Consider the following 18,189-nt stretch of genomic DNA (forward strand, 5'->3'; position numbering starts at 1 on the left):
CGTCACGACAGCCAGCGCTTGCGGCGCTTGTAATGCTTGAGCTCGCGGAAACTGCGCGCCTCGCCCGTGCCACCGACGCCGAGGTAGAACTCGCGCACGTCCTGGTCCGAAGCGAGCTTCTCGGCCGTGCCGTCGATCACGATCTTGCCGTTCTCCATGATGTAGCCGGTGTCGGCCACGGCCAGCGCCACGCTCGCGTTCTGCTCCACCAGCAGCATCGACACGCCGCGCTCGGCATTGATGCGCGCAATGATGGTGAAGATCTCTTCCACCAGTTTGGGCGAGAGACCGAGCGACGGCTCGTCAAGCAGGATGAGCGTGGGGTCTGCAACCAGCGCACGACCGATGGCCAGCATCTGCTGCTCGCCACCCGAAAGGTAGCCTGCGAGCCCCTTGCGGCGCTCGTGCAGGCGGGGAAAGTACGCGTAGACCGCGTCGAAGTCGCGCGGCACCGGCTTGCGACCGGTGAGCGCGTAAGTCGCGGCGACAAGGTTCTCTTCCACCGTGAGGTCTTCGAAGACGCGCCGCCCTTCCATCACATGCGAAAGGCCGCGGCGCACGAGTTCCTGCGGTGCCAGCTTCATCGCCGGCTGTCCGTCGAAACTGATGCGGCCGGCCTGCAACGCGCCGTCTTCCAGCGGCAGCAGGCCGCACACCGCCTTGAGCGTGGTGGACTTGCCCGCGCCGTTGCTGCCCAGCAGCGCGACGATCTGCCCGCGCGGCACGGCCAGCGACAGGCCGCGCAGGGCCTGCACGACCTTGTTGTAGACCACCTCGATGTTGTTGACTTCGAGGACGTAGTCGGCGGCGGGCTGGGTCACGGTGTCTTCGCGCCTTCAGGTCAGAGTGCGATCCAGTCCGATGCCGGCACCATCTTCTGCGCCTTCATGTCCGCGCGGTACACACGGCCCACGGGAATGGAATTGCCCTTGATGGTGATCGGCACGCCGATCAGGCCGCCCGTGTCGAAGTCCTTGATGGAGTTGAGCGCGGCCTTGAGGTTCTTGCCGTCCAGCGGCTTGCCGGCGTCCAGCGTGCGTTTGGCCGCTTCGACGAACAGCATGGCCGTCAGGAAGCCCTGCGTGTACGCCGTGCTCTGGTATTCCGGGCGCATGGCGCGGATCTTGTCGAGCATCGGCGACTTGGCCGAGGTGTCGTAGTAGTAGCGGTACGGCATGACGCCCATGAAGCCGTCGCCGGCGTCGCCCATCTTCATGACGGTGGAGCTGTCCATCGTCCAGAAGGTGCCCATCCACTTGCTGGTCATGCCCATCTGCTTGCCCTGCTGCACGAACTCGGGGATCGGTGCGAGCACGTAGCCGTGGAAGATGGTGTAGTCGGGCGCGGCGCGGCGCAGCTTGATGACTTCGGTGGACACGTCCACGCTGCCGGGCGGCGTCATGAGCTTGAGCGGCACCGACAGGCCGAGCTTCTTCGCTTCCGCTTCGCTCTTCTCGATCGGGTCGCGGCCGAACTCGGAGTCCGAATACACGAAGGCCACCTTCGCGCCTGGCTTTTCCTTGGCGATGTGCTTGAGCAGGATGCCGAACATTTCGGTGTAGTCGGGGCCGACCAGGAACTGCATCGGGTACTTGGCCGGGTCGTTCAGTTCGGTGGCGAACGAGGCACCCGCCATCAGGATCTGGCCGTTGCGCTCGAGCTCGGGATTGATGGTCTTGGAGAAGCCGGTCGAGTCGCCGTAGTAGAGGTTGACCTTGTTCTGGCTGGTGATCTTCTTGTAGGCGGCGACGGATACGTCGACCTTGTAGCCCGTGTCTTCCGGCACGTAGCGCACCTTGCGGCCCTTGATGCCGCCGGCGTCGTTGACGATCTTCACGTAGTCGGCGATGCCGGCGTTGATGCCGATGCCCGCGAACGCGAACACACCCGTCATCGGGATGGAGCCGCCGATGACGATGTCTTCGGCCTGCGCGCGCACGGTCAGCGGTGCGGCCATGGCCGCGCCTGCGGCCAGCACGAGGCTGCGACGACGCAGCGAAGGGGTTTGCTTGTCTTTCATGCTTGTCTCCTGGGTTTTGACTTCAGTTACGGAACGGCCACAGATGGAAAAAGCGGCGGATCCGCCGCCACACTTCGGCGAGCCCGTGGGGCTCGAACACGAGGAAGCCGACGATCAGCAGGCCGAAGATGACCGTGCGGACCGGCGACAGGAAGACGGTGAGCTCGTGGCCGCCGGGCAGCAGGTCCACGACGAGTTTCAGCAGCTCGGGCACCATGGTCATGAAGGCCGCGCCCAGGATGCCGCCGAGGATGGAGCCCATGCCGCCGACGATGATGGCAGCCAGGAAGAAGATCGACATGAGCAGCGGAAAGCTCTCCGGCGTGATCACGCGGAAGAAATACGCGAAGAGCCCGCCCGCCACACCCGCATAGAACGACGACAGCCCGAACGACAGCAGCTTGTAGCGCAGCAACGGAATGCCCAGCACCTCGGCAGAGATGTCGCGGTCACGGATGGCGATGAAGGCACGGCCCACGCGCGTGCGGAACAGGTTCGCCGCGCCCAGCAGCATGAGGATGGTGACCGGCACGATCAGCCAGTAGAGCCGGAACGAAGTGTCGAGCGTCATGCCGAAGAACTGTGCCGGCGGCAGCGACAGGCCTGTGGTGCCGCCCGTGAGCTTGAGGTTGGCGAACAGGAAGTGCGTGATGAAAGAGGCCGCGATGGTGGCGATGGCCAGGTACAGCCCCTTCACCCGCAGCGACGGAATGCCGACGATCAGCCCGCCCAGCATGGCGACGATGCCGCCCGCGAACAGGTTGAACAGGAACGGCGTGCCAAAGCGGATCTGCAGGATGGCGACCGTGTACGCGCCCAGCCCCATGAAGGCCGCCTGCCCCAGGCTCACGAGGCCGGTGTAGCCAGTGAGGATGTTCAGACCCGTCGCGCTCGCGATGTTGATGGCGACGAGGCACGCGAGGTAGAGCCAGTAGTCGCTGGCCACGAACGGCAGCACGACAAGCATCGCCGCGCCGATGGCGAGCCACACCTTTTGCGTGCGCGAATCGAACAGCGCCGCGTCGGCGATGTAGCTTTCCTTGAGGGTTCCGATTCTCATAGTCGCTCGATCTCGTGCGTGCCGAAGAGGCCGTAAGGCCGGATCATCAGCACGATCACCAGCACCACGAAGGTGGCCAGCAGTTTGTATTCGCCGCCGAGGTAGGCACCGGCCAGCGCCTCGACCAGACCGATGAACAGGCCGCCGACCAACGCGCCCAGCACGCTGTCGAGCCCACCCACGATGACGACCACCAGCACCGACAGGCCGAACACACCCATCGACGAGGAGATGCCGCCAATCGACCCGACGACGATGCCTGCGACCGCCGCGATCATGGCCGACGCCACCCATGCGAGCGAGAACACGCGCGGCACGTTGATGCCCATCATGTAGGCCGCCCCCTGGTCCGACGCCGTGGCACGCAGCGCCACACCGCCCCGCCAGAAGCGGAACAGCAGCAGCACGAGGACGATGAGCACCAGCGCCGCCAGCGAGCCGTAAGCGACCTTGGGTGCGAGGAAGGCGTCGCCGATCATCACGGGCTTGTTCGGCAGGAATTCCGGCAGGCGGCGCTGGTCGGCCGTCCAGATGATCTCCACCGCGCCGACGAGGATGGACGCGAGGCCCACCGTGACCATGAAGGCGGAGATCGGCGGTTCACCGAGCAGCGGGCGGATCATGGTGCGCTCGATCACCGCGCCCAGCAGGCCGGTGCCCAGCACCGCCCCGGGGATGGCGAGCCACAGCGGCAGCGAGAAGCTCGCAGCGAACGCGAAGAAGAGGTAGGCGCCGATCATCAGCACCTCGCCGATGGCGATGTTGACCACGCGCGTGGCCTTGTAGACCAGCACAAAGGCCAGCGCGGCAAGGCCGTACAGGCCGCCGCTGGCGATGCCCGTGAGAGAAATCTCGAAGAGGTACGCCCAATCCATCAGGCCACCTCCGCCGTCGTTTGCGGTGCACCGCGAAGCTTGCGACGCAGTTCACCGACGTCGCCCGCGCCCAGGTAGGCACGCACGACCTCGGGGTCGGCCTGCACATGCGCAGGCACACCCTGCGCGATGACCTGGCCGAAGTTGAGCACCACCACGTGGTCCGACAGGTCCATCACCATGCCCATGTCGTGCTCCACCATCAGCACGGTGATGCCCCACTCGCGGCGCACGTCGAGGATGAAGCGCGCCATGTCTTCCGTCTCTTCGCGGTTCATGCCGGCGACCGGTTCGTCCAGCATCAGCACCTGCGGCTGCATGGCGAGCGCTCGCGCCATTTCCACGCGCTTCTGCAGGCCGTAGGGCAAGGCAGCCACGGGTGCATGACGGATGTGATCGATCTCCAGGAAGTCGATGATGCGGTGCTCGATGTCGGCGCGAAGCTCGGCCTCTTCCTTGCGCGCCTTGCCCGCATAGAACAGGCCGCCCAGCACACCGGTCTTCAGGTGCGCGTGGCGGCCGAGCTTGATGTTGTCCAGCACCGTCATGCCGCGGAACAGCGCGATGTTCTGGAAGCTGCGCGCAAGCCCCAGCCTGGCGCGTTGCGGTGCGGGCAGGCGCGTGATGTCTTCGCCCTTGAACTTCACGCGGCCGGCCGTGGGTTTGTAGAAGCCCGAGATGGTGTTGAACAGTGAAGTCTTGCCAGCGCCGTTCGGGCCGATGACCGCCGTGATGGAGCCGGGCTGCACGGAAAAGCGCACGTCGGTGAGCGCTTTCACGCCACCGAACGCGAGCGTCAGCGCATCGACTTCGAGCACGGGTTGTACTGCCGCCATTGCTTGTCTCTTCCTTGCCTTTCCGGTTCTTTCTCCGGGTTTCTACTTGCACGTAGAATTTCTACTCGCGAGTAATGTTAGGGATGCCACAGGAAGCCAAGCATCAGGACTTACCCCAAGCAAGCATGACAACAACCAGAAAACGCCCTACTCCGGTGACAGACATTTCGCCGTGGACGCGCACCTCCTCGCGTGAGGAACAGCGCGAAGCCAAGCGCAACGCCGTGCTGCAGGCCGCGGCCCAGCTCTTCAACGAACGGGGCTTTCACGCCACCTCGCTCGACGACGTGGCCGAGAAGCTCAACGTCAGCAAGCCGACGCTCTACTACTACGTGAAGAACAAGGAAGAAATCCTGTTCGAGTGCGTTCGCCAGGGCCTTGCGATGATGCAGAAAGGCATCGAGGACACGCGCAAGGCCGGGGGCCAGACGCTCGACCAGCTCACCGCCTGCCTCAGCACCTATGCGCGCATCGTGACGATGGACTTCGGCATGTGCCTCATCCGCATCGGCGAGGACCCGCTCTCCGCGCCGCGCCGCAAGGAACTGCGCAAGCTCAAGGCGGCCATCGACATGGAGTTCCGTCGGCTCATCGCCAAGGGCATCGACGAAGGCGTGATCGCGCCGTGCGACCCGAAGATGGCGGCGTTCGTCACCGCCGGTGCGCTGAGCTGGATCGGCCGCTGGTATCGACCCGACGGCGAGTTCACGCCCGAGCAGATCGCCGAGCAGTGCAACGCCATCTTGTTCAACGGCATCCTTCAGCGCACGGATGTGGCAGCAGCCAAAGTACGCCCCGCAACGAAGACGACGCGCCGCAAGGTGGCCTGAACTTCATACACCCCATGAGTAACGATTCCCCCATCCTCCTGGAGCGCGACGACGGCATCGCCACGCTGCGCTTCAACCGCCCTGCTGCCTACAACGCCATCGACCGTGCGATGGCCAGCGCATTCCTGGGCCATGTGAAAGCGCTCGCGGCCGATGCGTCGGTGCGCGCCATCGTGATGGCCGGCAACGGCAAGGCCTTCGTGTCGGGCGGCGATCTTTCCGTGCTGCGGGACGATCCGGTCAACGGCGCGGCCGACCTCATCGGCCCGCTGCACGAAGGCTTGCAGATACTCGCAAGCGGCGACGCCCCGGTGATCGCCAGCGTGCATGGCGCGGTCGCCGGTGCAGGCCTCAGCCTGATGCTGCAGGCCGACTACGTGGTCGCCGCCGAAGGCACGAAATTCAATCTGGCCTATGTGAACGTCGGCACGAGCTGCGACGTCGGCGCGTCGTGGGCGCTGCCTCGCATCGTGGGCCAGCGCAAGGCGCTGGAGATCGCAATGCTCGGCGAGACCTGCGACGCGGCAGAAGCGCTGCGGCTGTCGATGGTCAACCGCGTCGTGCCCGGCGCGGAGCTTGCCGCAGCAACGAAAGCCATCGCCGGGCGCTTCGCCAACGGCCCGACGCGTGCGCTCGGCGAACTGCGGCGGCTCATCCGCACCAGCCTCGACCGCGACCTGCGCGGCCAGCTCGACGCCGAGGCGCAGGCCTTCGCGCGTTGTGCGCAGACCGACGATTTCCGCGAAGGCACTGCGGCCTTCTTCGAAAAGCGTGCCCCGGAATTCCGGGGCCGCTGATCTCTTGCCAGCCTCTTCATCGACCGATCCACTCCATCCAGATTCAGGAACAACACCATGGCTCTCCAGGACATCTTCGTCGTCGGCACCGCCCGCACGGCCATCGGCACTTTCGGCGGTTCGCTCAAGGACGTACCCAACACGCAACTGGCCACCACGGCCGTGAAGGCCGCCATCGAGCGCAGCGGCGTTGCACCCGACGCCATCGGTCACGTGGTCATGGGCAACGTGATCCCCACCGACACGAAAGACGCCTACCTGGCACGCGTGGCCGCCATCGACGCAGGCTGCCCCATCGAAACACCTGCCTTCAACGTCAACCGGCTCTGCGGCTCGGGCCTGCAGGCCATCGTGTCGGCTGCGCAGGCCATTTCGCTCGGCGACTGCGAGATCGCCATCGGCGGTGGCTCCGAGTCGATGAGCCGCGGCCCCTACTTCGACACCGCCGCGCGCTATGGCATGCGCATGGGCGACGCGCAGCTCATCGATTACATGCTCGGCATCCTGCACGACCCGTGGGAGAAGATCCACATGGGCATCACGGCGGAGAACGTCGCAGCACGCTACAACATCAGCCGCGAGCAGCAGGACCAGCTGGCCGCACAGAGCCAGCAGCGCGCTGCGGCCGCCATTGCCGAAGGCAAGTTCAAGGAACAGATCGTTCCCATCGAGATCAGGACGCGCAAGGGCATGGTGGTGTTCGACACCGACGAACATGTGCGCGGCACGACGACGGTGGAAACGCTCGCGACGATGAAGCCCGCATTCAAGAAGGACGGCATGGTGACGGCAGGCAACGCGTCGGGCATCAACGATGGTGCGGGCGCGGTGGTGCTGGCGAATGCGGCGCGCGTGCAGGCGCTCGGCCTCAAGCCCCTGGCGCGCCTCGTCGGCTATGCACACGCAGGCGTGGAGCCGGCCTACATGGGCATCGGCCCGGTGCCGGCCACGCGCAAGGTGCTGGAGCGCACCGGCCTCAAGGTGTCGGACTTCGACGTAATCGAATCCAACGAAGCCTTCGCCGCACAGGCCTGCGCCGTCATCCAGGAACTGGGCTTCGACCCGGCCAAGGTGAACCCGAACGGCTCGGGCATTTCGCTGGGTCACCCGGTGGGCGCTACGGGAGCCATCATCACGGTGAAGGCGATTGCCGAACTCCACCGCGTGAAGGGCCGCTATGCGCTGGTTACCATGTGCATCGGCGGCGGCCAGGGCATTGCGGCGGTGTTCGAGCGGGTCTGAAGCCCGCTCTTGCCCGGGCGCTTATTCGGCCTCGATGCCGGCGCCCTTCACGATGCGGCCCCACTTCTGTGTTTCTGCAGCCTGGAAGCTCGCCATCTCTTCAGGCGTTGTCGTGAAGACTTCAGTGCCTGTGGGTGCGTAGAACGCGTTGCGGGCTTCTTCGCTGCGAGCGGCCTTCACCAGCAATTCGTTCAGGCGCTTGATCACGGCAGGCGGCGTCTTCGCCGGTGCGTAGGCAGCAAACCAGTAACCCATCTCGTAGCCCTTCACGCCGGCTTCGGCGATGGTCGGCACATCGGGCGCCAGCGGCGAGCGCGCCGCGCTGGACATGCCGAGCGCACGCAACTTGCCGCCCTTGACCTGGGGCAGGCCGGTTGCCGTGTCGGTGATCATCATGTGGATCTGGCCACCCAGCAGGTCGGTCACGGCGAGCGTGTTGCTCTTGTAGGGCACATGCAGCAGCTTGATGTCGGCCATCTGCTGCAGCAGTTCACCCGCCATGCGACTGGACGAGCTGCCGCTGCCGAAACTGTACTTGCCGGGCTCCTTCTTGGCGGCAGCGATGAACTCCATCACGCTCTTCGCGGGGAATGACGGATTCACCACCATGATCTGGCCGCCCTTGCCCAGGCCGGTGACAGGTGCGAAGTCCTTCACCGGGTCGTACGGCAGCTTCTTGTACAGATGTTCGTTGGCGGCATGCGTGGTGTTGGTGGTGATGAGCACCGTGTAGCCATCCGGGTTGGCCTTGGCCACGTATTGCGAGGCGATGAAGCCGCTGGCACCCGCCTTGTTGTCGATGACGACGGACTGCTTCGACTCAGCCGCCACCTGGTTGCCCAGCGCGCGTGCGATCTGGTCGGTGGCGGTGCCGGCCGCGAAGGGCACGACGAAGGTGATCGGCTTGTCCGGGAAGGCCTGAGCCTGCGCAGCCAGCGGCGCGAGCACGGTCAGCGCCAATGCAGCGGTCAGCGTCTTGAATTTGTGAATGCGTGTCATGGTGTCTCCTTCGAAGTTGTTGATGAAGCGAAAAGGTCGTCAGGCCGGCAAATCGGGTCCGGCCAGCAGGGGAAGCAGTTCGTGCGGAACGTCCACCGGCATGTCGAGCAGCAGGAAGGACAGCGCCTTGCCGTGCGTATCGAGGTTGAGCGCGTCGTTCACGCCACCGTCGAGCACGGCGTCGAGCACGAAGTTCATCGCATGAAGCTTCGGCAGCAGGTAGCGGTTGGCGGCCGACGGCTGGCGATGTGCGAACTGCGCCTTCACTGCGTCGGGCGTGACCTGCTCCACCAGCAAGGGCCAGAACTCGGGTCGCCATGCGATCACGCTGATGTTGGACCGGTCGCCCTTGTCACCGGTGCGGCCGTGGGCCAGGCGGTAAAGCGGAACGGTCTTCATGCGGTCACCATGTCGAAACGTGCGGGCACCGCTTCGCGCGGCACGAGGCACGAGATGGTGTTGAGACGCTGCGTGACGCTGCTGCGCACGCCACCACCGCCCGCCGGACCGCAGGTGTAGAGCGCCGTGACTTCGCGGCCGACGCGCTCGGCCTGCGCGCGGTCTTCGTGTGCAGCAGCGACGCGCACACGCACGTCACGTGCGCCGCCATCAGGCGTTGTGGCGAGCAGCCGGCCGGCGTCGTCGCCGAACACGCTGGTCACACCGATCAGGTCCACGCGCACGTCGAGGCTGTAGAGGCGCTTGCGCAGCACATCAGCCGCCAGCCGCGCACGCGACTCGGCACGCGGGCCTGCGTAGGAGATTTCCGCTTCGCCAAGCCAGCCGCCTTCATGGCAGACGTTCACCTTGAGATGCGAAGGCCGCGCGCGCCCGCTGACACCCGAGAGCGACACCCGATCGCGGCCGACGGCGTTGACTTCGGCTTCAGAAATATCTGCAGCAACGTCGGGCGTCAGATAGGCCGCAGGGTCGTGCACTTCATAGAGCAACTGTTCCTTCACCGTGGCCTCGGTCACGAGACCACCGGTCCCTTGTGACTTGCCGACGGTGCACGCACCATCCGCATGAAGCTCGACGACGGGAAAGCCGACCGATTCGAGTGCCTCGACATCCTTGAAACCCGGGTCGGCAAAGTAGCCGCCGCAGACCTGCGCACCGCATTCCAGCAGATGACCGGCCATCGTGGCGCGGCCGATCTGCTCCCACGCATCCGCGCGCCAGCCGAAGTGCCAGAGCGCTGGGCCGACGGTCAACGACGGATCGGCCACGCGCCCGCAGACCACGATGTCCGCCCCGGCGGCCAGCGCCGCCGCGATGGGTTCGGCCCCCAGATAGGCATTGGCGCTCACGATGCGCAAGCGGTCGAATTGCGGACCGAGTTGCTGGCGCAGCAGGTCCGCATGCTCGGGGCTGGAAAGATCATCGCCTTCGACGACTGCAACGCGTGGCTCACGCATGCCCAGTTCGCGCGCCATTCGCAGGATGTGCCGCGCCGCAGCACGGGGATGCGCTGCGCCGAAGTTGCTCACGATGCGGATGCCGTTCGCGAGGCAGCGCGCCAGCACGGGCCGCAGCATGTCGTCGAGCAGGGGCTCGTAGCCGGAGTCGGGGTCACGCCGCCGCCGCAGTTGCGCGAGGGCCAGCGTGCGTTCTGCCAGTGTCTCGAAGATCAGCACGGCCTGCGTGCCTGCATCGGTATCGGCCAGTCGTGCGATGAGCGTGTCCACCACGGGCCCGGCCGCATCGGTACGGTCGCCCGAAAAGCCGGCTGCACAGCCGACGAGCAGTGGTGGTCTGTCGACCTGACGCATATGTCTCCGAATCGTTCTTTGGTTTATGGGCGGACTGTAGATTCACATGAGTGATCCGTAAAATAGAAATTCCCGATCGATTGATCTGAATTTCGGATAACAATGGCCACGCGTCCACCCGATTTGTCGTCGCGCCAGTTGCGCGCGTTCATCGCGCTCGCGGACCTGCGCAATTTCACGCGCGCTGCGCAGACCTGCCACCTGTCGCAGCCCGCTTTCAGCGCGCTGATCCGGGCGCTGGAGGAAACGCTGGGCAGCCGGCTGTTCGACCGCGACACGCGCAGCGTGCAATTGACGGTTGAAGGGCGCGTGTTCGACGTGCTAGCCCGGCGACTCCTGCAGGACATGGGCGATGCCGTGCAGGAACTGACGAGTCACACGCAACTGCGCAAGGGTCGCGTGCGCGTCGCTGCCCTGCCCTCGCTGGCCGCCGGCTGGCTGCCCGGTGTGTTCGCCGAGTTCATGCAGCAATGGCCGGGGATCACCATCGACCTGGCGGATGGCCTGTCGGATGCCTGCATTGCGCAAGTGCGCAGCGGCGCGGCGGACTTCGCGTTGTCGGCCTCGGGCCCCGGCGGCGAACTGCGGGCCCGCAAGCTGTGCGCGGACCGCTTCCACCTCGTCTGCCGAGCCGACCATCCACTCGCGCAGGAGGCACGGCTCACCATCCGCAAGCTTGCGCCGTGGCCGTTCATCCAGCTGGCGCGCAACAGCAGCGTGCGCCAGACGCTGGATGCGGCCCTCAGTCCGCTTCGACTGAACACCGCGTTCGAAGTTGAACATCTGGCCACCGTCACCGGGCTCGTCGAAGCAGGTCTGGGCATCAGCGCGGTGCCCGCGTTGACGCTGTTCCACTTCCGGCGCGAAACCATCCACACAAGGCCGTTGCCGCTGAAGGACCTGCGCAGGACTGTTTATCTGGTACAGCGCAGCGAAGGCAGCCTGTCAATGGCCGCGCAGGCGCTGCACGACCTGATCATCCAGCGGATCGGAACACTCAAGCTGGATTGAGCACCCCCACATCGAGCTCGCGGACCAGGGCATCCATCGTCGCGCCGATGGGCTGCTCCACCTTCAATGTGTAGAGTGCATCGGCGCGTGTACGCCCCATGTTCAGCGCCGCGATGGGCTTGCCTGCATCCGCCGCGGCTTGCGCGAAGCGAAAGCCGGAATACACCATGAGCGAAGAGCCGACCACGAGCATCGCGTCGGCCCGCGACAGCGCATCGAACGCCGCATTCACGCGCTCGCGCGGCACGCTCTCGCCGAAGAACACCACATCGGGCTTGAGTATGCCGCCGCAGTCAGGGCACGCGGGTACATCGAAACTGGCGAAGTCACGGCCTTCGAGATCGGCATCGCCATCGGGTGCCACGGTCGCGTCAAGCGCGGCCCATGCCGGATTGCGCTGTAGCAGCAAGGATTGCAAGGCGGACCGCGCAGTTCGCGCCTCGCACGCCATGCAACGCACGGTGTCGATGCGACCGTGCAGGTCGACCACCGAGCGACTGCCGGCAGCGTGGTGAAGACCGTCGACGTTCTGCGTGACCAGCAGTTCGACGTGCCCCGCCGATTCGAGTGATGCGAGCGCATGATGTGCACGGCCTGCCTGTGCGCCGCCCATGATGCGCCAGCCGATCATGCTGCGCGCCCAGTAGCGCTTGCGCGTGTACTCGTCGCCCATGAAAGCCTGGTAGGTCACCGGCTGAGCGCGTTTCCACTCGCCCGCCGCGTCGCGATAGTCCGGAATGCCGGATTCGGTGCTGCACCCCGCGCCGGTCAGCACGAACAGGCGGGGGTGACGGCGGACGAATTCAGCAAGGGACGAGGCGTCGTTCATGGCGGATCAGCATAGTCTGAAAATAAAAAAGCCGGTGGCGAACCACCGGCTTTGTCGAGCAGAACCCGGGGCCGATCAGGCTTCGGTTTCCTCGGCCTCCGGCTTGGGCTTGCCCTCTTTCTTGGGTAGAGGCTGGATGTCGAGCAGCACTTCGTCCTTGTCGTCCAGGTCCACCGACAGGCGGCCACCGTCGGTCAGGCGACCGAACAACAGTTCGTCGGCCAGTGCACGGCGGATCGTGTCCTGGATCAGCCGCTGCATCGGGCGTGCGCCCATCAGGGGATCGAAGCCCTTCTTCGCCAGGTGCTTGCGCAGCCCGTCCGAGAACGTGACGTCGACCTTCTTCTCGGCGAGCTGGGTTTCCAGTTGCAGGAGGAACTTGTCCACCACGCGCAGGATGATCTGCTCGTCGAGCGCCTTGAAGTTGACGATGGCATCCAGCCGGTTGCGGAACTCGGGCGTGAACAGGCGCTTGATGTCGCCCATTTCGTCGCCCGCCGCGCGCGGGTTGGTGAAGCCGATGGTCGCCTTGTTCATGGTCTCGGCACCCGCGTTCGTCGTCATGATGATGATGACGTTGCGGAAGTCGGCCTTGCGTCCGTTGTTGTCCGTCAGCGTGCCATGGTCCATGACCTGCAGAAGCACGTTGAAGATGTCCGGATGCGCCTTCTCGATCTCGTCGAGCAGCAGCACCGCGTGCGGCTTCTTCGTGATCGCCTCGGTCAGCAGGCCACCCTGGTCGAAGCCCACGTAGCCGGGAGGCGCACCGATGAGGCGCGACACCGCGTGACGCTCCATGTACTCCGACATGTCGAAGCGGATCAGCTCGATGCCCATGATGTAGGCAAGCTGCTTGGCCGCTTCGGTCTTGCCGACGCCGGTGGGTCCGCTGAACAGGAACGAGCCGATCGGCTTGTCGCCCTTGCCCAGGCCCGAGCGAGCCATCTTCACGGCGGACGCGAGCACTTCGAGCGCCTTGTCCTGGCCGAACACCACGCTCTTGAGGTCACGCTCGATCGTCTGCAGCTTGCTGCGGTCGTCGTTGGACACGTTGGCCGGCGGAATGCGTGCGATCTTCGCGACGATTTCCTCGACCTCGCTCTTGCCGATGGTCTTCTTGCGCTTGGACGGCGCGAGGATGCGCTGGGCCGCGCCCGCTTCGTCGATCACATCGATCGCCTTGTCGGGCAGGTGACGGTCGTTGATGTACTTGGCCGACAGCTCCGCAGCAGCCTGCAGCGCAGCGGCAGCGTACTTCACGCTGTGGTGTTCCTCGAAGCGCGACTTCAGGCCCTTCAGGATGTCGATGGTTTCCTGCACCGTCGGCTCGACCACGTCGACCTTCTGGAAGCGGCGGGACAACGCGGCGTCCTTCTCGAAGATGCCACGGTATTCGGTGAACGTCGTCGCGCCGATGCACTTGAGCTGGCCGCTGGAGAGCGCCGGCTTGAGCAGGTTGGACGCATCCAGCGTGCCGCCCGACGCGGCACCCGCGCCGATCAGCGTGTGGATTTCGTCGATGAACAGCACCGCGTTGGGCTTTTCCTTCAGCGACTTGAGAACACCCTTGAGGCGCTGCTCGAAATCGCCACGGTACTTGGTGCCCGCCAGCAGCGCGCCCATGTCGAGCGAGTAGACGATGGACTCGCCCAGGATCTCGGGCACGTCCTTCTGGACGATGCGCCAGGCGAGGCCCTCGGCGATGGCGGTCTTGCCCACGCCGGCCTCACCCACCAGCAGCGGGTTGTTCTTGCGGCGACGGCACAGGATCTGGATGACGCGCTCGACCTCGTACTCGCGGCCGATGAGCGGGTCGATCTTGCCGTCCTTGGCCATCTGGTTGAGGTTCTGCGTGAACTGCTCGAGCGGGGAAGCCTTTTCGTTCTTCTCGCTCGCGCCCTCTTCGCCCTCGCTGGACGACGCCTCACCGCTCTTGGTGGGCTCGGGCGGATCGCTCTTCTTGATGCCGTGCGCGATGAAGTTCACCACGTCCAGGCGCGTCACGCCCTGCTGGTGCAGGTAGTACACGGCGTGCGAGTCCTTCTCGCCGAAGATGGCCACGAGCACGTTCGCGCCGGTGACTTCCTTCTTGCCATTGCCGGTGGACTGCACATGCATGATGGCGCGCTGGATGACGCGCTGGAAGCCCAGCGTCGGCTGGGTGTCCACGTCGTCCGTGCCCGCCACCTGCGGGGTGTTGTCCTTGATGAAGTTGGTCAGCGACTTGCGCAGATCGTCGATGTTGGCCGAGCAGGCGCGCAGTACTTCAGCGGCGCTCGGGTTGTCCAGCAGGGCGAGCAGCAGGTGTTCCACGGTGATGAACTCGTGGCGTTGTTGCCTGGCCTCCACGAAGGCCATGTGCAAACTGACTTCCAATTCCTGGGCAATCATGAGATTTCCTTTGCCTTGCTGTAAAAACGTTACGTGAGGTTGGACCGTGTTTTATTCAACCGGTTCACTCACACACTGCAGGGGATGCCCGGCCCTCTGCGCCGCCTCCATCACCTGGTCGACCTTGGTGGCCGCAACGTCCCTCGAATAGACGCCGCAGACGCCTTTGCCGTCCAGATGGATCTTGAGCATGATCTGTGTGGCCGCTTCCCGGTCCTTGCTGAAATATTCCTGAATCACGACGACCACGAACTCCATCGGGGTGTAATCGTCGTTGAGCATCACCACCTGGTACATCTGGGGTGGCTGAACCTTCTGCGTCCGTCTCTCCAGGACGACGGAGTCGCCGTCGCTGCCGCCGGGCTGCTGCGTGGCAGGCCGGGTCGGCGCGGAGGGGGGTTTTGTTGCCATGGAATTCATTCTATCGAGCCGCCTTTCGCACCGCAGCATGATGGTGAATTGGTGGCGTCTGCGCGACATTCAAGGTGTGACATTTTCCGTCCCGCCATTGGCGCAAACCCCGAGATGACAGTTTGTTGACAAAGGCACAGCCGCTCAGCAAACTGGCTGCGCCGTGGAAACAAAAAGAGTTCGGAGGTCCACATGGCAAATGGAACGGTGAAGTGGTTCAACGATGCCAAAGGATTCGGGTTCATCGAGCCCGACGGGGGTGGGCCCGATATCTTTGCGCATTTTTCGGCCATAGCAATGGATGGCTTCAAGACGCTGAAGCAGGGAGCACGTGTGACGTTCGACGTCGTCGATGGGCCCAAGGGTCAGCTCGCGCAGAATATCCACGCTGACAACATGCCTTCGGGTGGCGTTGCGCAGCCGCCTCAGGCCACACCGCCACCCGAGCCGCTTCCGGCCGGCTGACGCCGCCGCCCTTTTCAGCTTCTCGACAACCCCGACAGCGGTCGCCCTTGCGGCAGGCCGGGGAACAGGCTTGCCGAAACACGCCGGGCATCGAGCCGGAAGCTTTCGGCCAGACTGCCGGCGATCAGCGAGTCCAGCCCCAGCGTGGGCCGCAGGTCGCGTCCTTCATGGAGCGAGGCGAGTCCCGGCCAGTCGGCCAGCACACGCCCGCCCTTCACGTTGCCGCCGATCAGCATGGCCGCCGATGCCGTGCCATGGTCCGTGCCGCCGGTGCCATTGGCCGCCGCCGTGCGCCCGAATTCGGTGGCAACGAGCACGGTCGTGCTGTTCCATGCCGGGCCCATGCCGTCGCGCAGGGATGCAATGAGCGCGTCCAGCCCCTTGAGCTGCGTGGCAAGCCTGGCGTTCTGCGCGGTGTGCGTGTCCCAGCCGCCGGTCTCCACCATGGCGATGCGGGGACCGTCGGCGCGCGCCAGGAAGCTGGCAGCCATCTTGCCCAGGGCGGCAGGGTCCTGCCGCGCCTTGCCCGCCGGATCGCCCGCCATGTTGCGTGCGTCCATCGCAGCCGTCCACAGGCCGTGCAATTGGGTGTCGCCCGCATACAGCTGCTCCACGCGCAGCAGCAGGTCGTCGGGTGCCTGCGGCAGCGAAGACGGCGCGTAGGAAGACACCTCCACATTGCCACGCAAGGCCATGGGAACCGTCGGCGCAAAGGCAATGGCCTCGCGCCGCTGGCGAGGCAGCAGGGGCAGCAGCCGGTTCATCCAGCCGTCCTTGAGCTGGTACGGCGCAGTGCCACCGGTTTCGAGCACGTTCTGGCCATCGAAATGGGAGCGGTCGCGGTAGGGCGAGGCGACGGCGTGAACGAACAGCGCCTGCCCCGAGGTATAGAGCTTACCGACCTCCACCAGCGACGGATGCAATGCGAAGCTGCCGTCCAGCTTCTGCGCCGTCGCCGGGTCGATGGCGAGCGCACCGCGAAGGCGTGCATACGCGGGGTCGGCATAGGGCACCACCGTGTTCAGGCCATCCGCTGCGCCGCGCTGGATGATGAAAACGAAGCGTTGCTCGGTCTGCGCCTGCGCGAAGACGACGTGCGGCGCCGCCAGCCAGGCACTGCCGGCGAGCGTGGTGCCGAGGAAATGACGGCGGTTGAAAGCAGTGGTGGCTTGCATGGTTATCTCCTCAGGAAATCGGGGGACACGAGCAGCAGCGCGAGGCCGGTGGCGCCGCTTTCGGAGCGGGCGATGGCCTGGCGCGTGACATCGCTGAGCGTGCCGGGCAGGACTTTCGGTGCGATGGCGCGCGGGTCGATGCTGTCGCCCGCGCGCGCCGCCAGGCGTTGTGCCAACTCCACGCGGCGCACCAGTGCGTCCGGCGCGGCCCAGCTGGCTGCGATGTCGTCGTAGCCAGCAGGAGAACCCGGCCGCCACACTGGCTGGCCGAGTTGCGTGAGGATCTGCGCCACCTGGATGCCCTGCATCGACTGCCGGCCCATGGCACGCAGCGAGGACAGCGTCCATTCCCACGGCGTCTTGAACTTGACGGCGGCATCGTCCCACGCTTCGGGTGATTCGATGAGCGCGCGGTACAGCGACGGCAGATCGCCACGCGTGCGCAGGAAAACATCCGCAAGACGGTCGACCAGCGCGGGCGGCGGTGCATCCGCGACGAAATGCCGTGCGAGCTTGGTGGCGATGTGCTTCGCCGTGGCAGGCGATGCAGCGAGGTCGCGCAGGATCGCGACGCCCTGGGCTTCACCCGCACCGTCGTAGCGACGGCCCATCACCGTGCGGGAGCCCGGCTCATGGAACGCGGGATAGAACGCGAACGAACCCGGGGCGGCGGGCGGTGGTGGCGGCATCGTCTCGCGACGGGCCGGCGGGCGACGCGTTCCCGGCGCCATCGCCTGCGCACGCTGCGGCAGGTTCAGGCCGCCGACGCTCCAGCCGGTGAGCGCACGTGCGAACTCGGTGACGTCCGCCTGCGTGTAGCCACTGCGCACGCCCAGCGTGTGCAGTTCCATGATCTCGCGTGCGAGGTTTTCGTTGAGGCCGCGCTGGCGGTCCGGGTTGGCATTGGCGCGAACACCAGCCGGGCTGCCGGGCCCGATGGAACGCGCCTGGTCCAGATAGATCAGCATGGCCGGATGGCGCTCCACGGCCATCAACATGTCTTCGAAGCGCCCCAGCACGTTCGGCCGGATGGCTTCGAGTTCGAGCGGGCCGGCCAGGTTGGTCACCAGCGCCTTCTCCACGGACACGGCGAAGTGGTTGGACCAGAAATGCACGAGGCGCTCGACGAACGGTGTGGGCGTGACGAGCGCACTCTGCACGCGCGCCTGCACGGCTTTCTGGTAATCGTCGCGTGCGTCGCGGCGCATGGCCTGCTGTGCGTCACGGCGGGCCTGCTCGTCCTGGTCGCGCATGTTCTGCCGCGCTTCCAGGTTGCCGGCAAACACCGACGCGGTGACGGGCATGTCAGTCCAGGCGGTGGGGCGCGGCTCGTAGCGCTCCATCTGGCCGAGCAGGTGGCGCGCCGCGTCAGCGGGCGGTGCATCGTCCGGCCGCGCGCCGAGACCGAAGCGGTTGAGCGCTATGGCAGGACGGGCTTGGGGGTTCATGGCCATGGAATGTCCTCCTTCAGGTTCA

Annotated in this window: 18 protein-coding genes; 5 read left to right on the forward strand and 13 right to left on the reverse strand. The window is 65.6% G+C overall.

Going from position 1 to position 18,189, the window contains the following annotated elements; genetic code table 11:
- Positions 1–2: 2 nt before the first annotated feature.
- From ACO2Q9_RS18460 to ACO2Q9_RS18480, 5 genes are read right to left on the reverse strand one after another with little or no spacing between them, the layout of a single operon-like run.
- Entirely contained in the window at positions 3–821 is an 819-nt protein-coding gene (locus ACO2Q9_RS18460; protein ID WP_423313458.1) for an ABC transporter ATP-binding protein, read from the reverse strand.
- A gap of 20 nt (positions 822–841) precedes the next feature.
- Positions 842–2,020: an ABC transporter substrate-binding protein gene (locus tag ACO2Q9_RS18465; protein ID WP_423313459.1), complete on the reverse strand. Its 1,179-nt coding sequence runs from the start codon at positions 2,018–2,020 to the stop codon at positions 842–844.
- A gap of 22 nt (positions 2,021–2,042) precedes the next feature.
- Positions 2,043–3,080: a branched-chain amino acid ABC transporter permease gene (locus tag ACO2Q9_RS18470; RefSeq protein ID WP_423313461.1), complete on the reverse strand. Its 1,038-nt coding sequence runs from the start codon at positions 3,078–3,080 to the stop codon at positions 2,043–2,045.
- Positions 3,077–3,955, reverse strand: coding sequence for a branched-chain amino acid ABC transporter permease (locus ACO2Q9_RS18475; protein WP_423313463.1), 879 nt, complete (start codon positions 3,953–3,955; stop codon positions 3,077–3,079). The genes ACO2Q9_RS18470 and ACO2Q9_RS18475 overlap by 4 nt, the downstream gene beginning before the upstream one ends.
- Positions 3,955–4,791, reverse strand: a complete 837-nt coding sequence (locus ACO2Q9_RS18480) for an ABC transporter ATP-binding protein (RefSeq protein WP_423313465.1) — start codon at positions 4,789–4,791, stop codon at positions 3,955–3,957. Before ACO2Q9_RS18480 ends, ACO2Q9_RS18475 begins: the two co-directional genes overlap by 1 nt.
- Before the next feature lie 125 nt (positions 4,792–4,916).
- On the opposite strand from ACO2Q9_RS18480, the gene ACO2Q9_RS18485 reads away from it, so the two are divergent.
- Genes ACO2Q9_RS18485 through ACO2Q9_RS18495 form a run of 3 tightly spaced genes read left to right on the forward strand, consistent with a single transcriptional unit; the run spans position 4,917 to position 7,660 of the window.
- Entirely contained in the window at positions 4,917–5,621 is a 705-nt protein-coding gene (locus tag ACO2Q9_RS18485) for a TetR/AcrR family transcriptional regulator (RefSeq protein ID WP_423313467.1), read from the forward strand.
- A 14-nt stretch (positions 5,622–5,635) separates the two neighbouring features.
- Positions 5,636–6,418: an enoyl-CoA hydratase/isomerase family protein gene (locus ACO2Q9_RS18490; RefSeq protein ID WP_423313468.1), complete on the forward strand. Its 783-nt coding sequence runs from the start codon at positions 5,636–5,638 to the stop codon at positions 6,416–6,418.
- A gap of 57 nt (positions 6,419–6,475) precedes the next feature.
- Entirely contained in the window at positions 6,476–7,660 is a 1,185-nt protein-coding gene (locus ACO2Q9_RS18495; protein ID WP_423313470.1) for an acetyl-CoA C-acyltransferase family protein, read from the forward strand.
- 21 nt (positions 7,661–7,681) lie between these two features.
- Here ACO2Q9_RS18495 and ACO2Q9_RS18500 read toward each other — a convergent pair whose 3' ends face one another.
- From ACO2Q9_RS18500 to ACO2Q9_RS18510, 3 genes are read right to left on the reverse strand one after another with little or no spacing between them, the layout of a single operon-like run.
- Positions 7,682–8,659, reverse strand: coding sequence for a Bug family tripartite tricarboxylate transporter substrate binding protein (locus ACO2Q9_RS18500; RefSeq protein ID WP_423313472.1), 978 nt, complete (start codon positions 8,657–8,659; stop codon positions 7,682–7,684).
- A 39-nt stretch (positions 8,660–8,698) separates the two neighbouring features.
- Positions 8,699–9,058, reverse strand: a complete 360-nt coding sequence (locus ACO2Q9_RS18505) for an AtuA-related protein (protein ID WP_423313474.1) — start codon at positions 9,056–9,058, stop codon at positions 8,699–8,701.
- Entirely contained in the window at positions 9,055–10,431 is a 1,377-nt protein-coding gene (locus ACO2Q9_RS18510) for an acyclic terpene utilization AtuA family protein (protein ID WP_423313476.1), read from the reverse strand. The genes ACO2Q9_RS18505 and ACO2Q9_RS18510 overlap by 4 nt, the downstream gene beginning before the upstream one ends.
- A 102-nt stretch (positions 10,432–10,533) precedes the next feature.
- Here ACO2Q9_RS18510 and ACO2Q9_RS18515 point away from each other — a divergent pair, with 102 nt between their 5' ends.
- Positions 10,534–11,442, forward strand: a complete 909-nt coding sequence (locus ACO2Q9_RS18515) for a LysR family transcriptional regulator (protein WP_423313478.1) — start codon at positions 10,534–10,536, stop codon at positions 11,440–11,442.
- On the opposite strand, the gene ACO2Q9_RS18520 is transcribed toward ACO2Q9_RS18515, so the two are convergent.
- The 3 genes from ACO2Q9_RS18520 to clpS form a co-directional block, all read right to left on the reverse strand.
- Positions 11,429–12,271, reverse strand: coding sequence for an NAD-dependent protein deacetylase (locus ACO2Q9_RS18520; RefSeq protein ID WP_423313480.1), 843 nt, complete (start codon positions 12,269–12,271; stop codon positions 11,429–11,431). The genes ACO2Q9_RS18515 and ACO2Q9_RS18520 overlap by 14 nt on opposite strands.
- Positions 12,272–12,346: 75 nt before the next feature.
- The gene (gene clpA / locus ACO2Q9_RS18525; protein ID WP_423313482.1) at positions 12,347–14,662 is read right to left on the reverse strand and encodes an ATP-dependent Clp protease ATP-binding subunit ClpA; all 2,316 of its coding nucleotides are present in this window, start codon (positions 14,660–14,662) and stop codon (positions 12,347–12,349) included.
- Positions 14,663–14,713: 51 nt separating this feature from the next.
- Positions 14,714–15,082, reverse strand: coding sequence for an ATP-dependent Clp protease adapter ClpS (gene clpS / locus ACO2Q9_RS18530; protein WP_423313484.1), 369 nt, complete (start codon positions 15,080–15,082; stop codon positions 14,714–14,716).
- A 183-nt stretch (positions 15,083–15,265) separates the two neighbouring features.
- On the opposite strand from clpS, the gene ACO2Q9_RS18535 reads away from it, so the two are divergent.
- A complete protein-coding gene (locus tag ACO2Q9_RS18535; RefSeq protein ID WP_423313486.1) occupies positions 15,266–15,538 on the forward strand; it encodes a cold-shock protein in 273 nt (90 codons plus the stop codon).
- A 14-nt stretch (positions 15,539–15,552) separates the two neighbouring features.
- Here the strand turns inward: ACO2Q9_RS18535 and ACO2Q9_RS18540 are convergent, their stop codons facing one another.
- Entirely contained in the window at positions 15,553–16,713 is a 1,161-nt protein-coding gene (locus ACO2Q9_RS18540; protein ID WP_423313488.1) for a DUF1501 domain-containing protein, read from the reverse strand.
- Positions 16,714–16,715: 2 nt separating this feature from the next.
- Positions 16,716–18,167 carry a DUF1800 domain-containing protein gene (locus tag ACO2Q9_RS18545; RefSeq protein WP_423313490.1) on the reverse strand — a complete coding sequence of 484 codons (1,452 nt, stop codon included), beginning with the start codon at positions 18,165–18,167 and terminating at the stop codon, positions 16,716–16,718.
- Positions 18,168–18,189 lie beyond the last annotated feature (22 nt).

This window comes from Variovorax sp. VNK109 (assembly GCF_049445855.1).
Classification (GTDB): domain Bacteria; phylum Pseudomonadota; class Gammaproteobacteria; order Burkholderiales; family Burkholderiaceae_C; genus JAGOCV01.

What these genes read in the sequence shown, in the direction of transcription:
- ACO2Q9_RS18465 (WP_423313459.1), bottom strand. Translation starts at nt 2,020, where the DNA reads ATGAAAGACAAGCAAACCCCTTCGCTGCGTCGTCGCAGCCTCGTGCTG.
- ACO2Q9_RS18470 (WP_423313461.1), bottom strand. Translation starts at nt 3,080, where the DNA reads ATGAGAATCGGAACCCTCAAGGAAAGCTACATCGCCGACGCGGCGCTG.
- ACO2Q9_RS18475 (WP_423313463.1), bottom strand. Translation starts at nt 3,955, where the DNA reads ATGGATTGGGCGTACCTCTTCGAGATTTCTCTCACGGGCATCGCCAGC.
- ACO2Q9_RS18480 (WP_423313465.1), bottom strand. Translation starts at nt 4,791, where the DNA reads ATGGCGGCAGTACAACCCGTGCTCGAAGTCGATGCGCTGACGCTCGCG.
- ACO2Q9_RS18485 (WP_423313467.1), top strand. Translation starts at nt 4,917, where the DNA reads ATGACAACAACCAGAAAACGCCCTACTCCGGTGACAGACATTTCGCCG.
- ACO2Q9_RS18490 (WP_423313468.1), top strand. Translation starts at nt 5,636, where the DNA reads ATGAGTAACGATTCCCCCATCCTCCTGGAGCGCGACGACGGCATCGCC.
- ACO2Q9_RS18495 (WP_423313470.1), top strand. Translation starts at nt 6,476, where the DNA reads ATGGCTCTCCAGGACATCTTCGTCGTCGGCACCGCCCGCACGGCCATC.
- ACO2Q9_RS18500 (WP_423313472.1), bottom strand. Translation starts at nt 8,659, where the DNA reads ATGACACGCATTCACAAATTCAAGACGCTGACCGCTGCATTGGCGCTG.
- ACO2Q9_RS18505 (WP_423313474.1), bottom strand. Translation starts at nt 9,058, where the DNA reads ATGAAGACCGTTCCGCTTTACCGCCTGGCCCACGGCCGCACCGGTGAC.
- ACO2Q9_RS18510 (WP_423313476.1), bottom strand. Translation starts at nt 10,431, where the DNA reads ATGCGTCAGGTCGACAGACCACCACTGCTCGTCGGCTGTGCAGCCGGC.
- ACO2Q9_RS18515 (WP_423313478.1), top strand. Translation starts at nt 10,534, where the DNA reads ATGGCCACGCGTCCACCCGATTTGTCGTCGCGCCAGTTGCGCGCGTTC.
- ACO2Q9_RS18520 (WP_423313480.1), bottom strand. Translation starts at nt 12,271, where the DNA reads ATGAACGACGCCTCGTCCCTTGCTGAATTCGTCCGCCGTCACCCCCGC.
- clpA (WP_423313482.1), bottom strand. Translation starts at nt 14,662, where the DNA reads ATGATTGCCCAGGAATTGGAAGTCAGTTTGCACATGGCCTTCGTGGAG.
- clpS (WP_423313484.1), bottom strand. Translation starts at nt 15,082, where the DNA reads ATGAATTCCATGGCAACAAAACCCCCCTCCGCGCCGACCCGGCCTGCC.
- ACO2Q9_RS18535 (WP_423313486.1), top strand. Translation starts at nt 15,266, where the DNA reads ATGGCAAATGGAACGGTGAAGTGGTTCAACGATGCCAAAGGATTCGGG.
- ACO2Q9_RS18540 (WP_423313488.1), bottom strand. Translation starts at nt 16,713, where the DNA reads ATGCAAGCCACCACTGCTTTCAACCGCCGTCATTTCCTCGGCACCACG.
- ACO2Q9_RS18545 (WP_423313490.1), bottom strand. Translation starts at nt 18,167, where the DNA reads ATGGCCATGAACCCCCAAGCCCGTCCTGCCATAGCGCTCAACCGCTTC.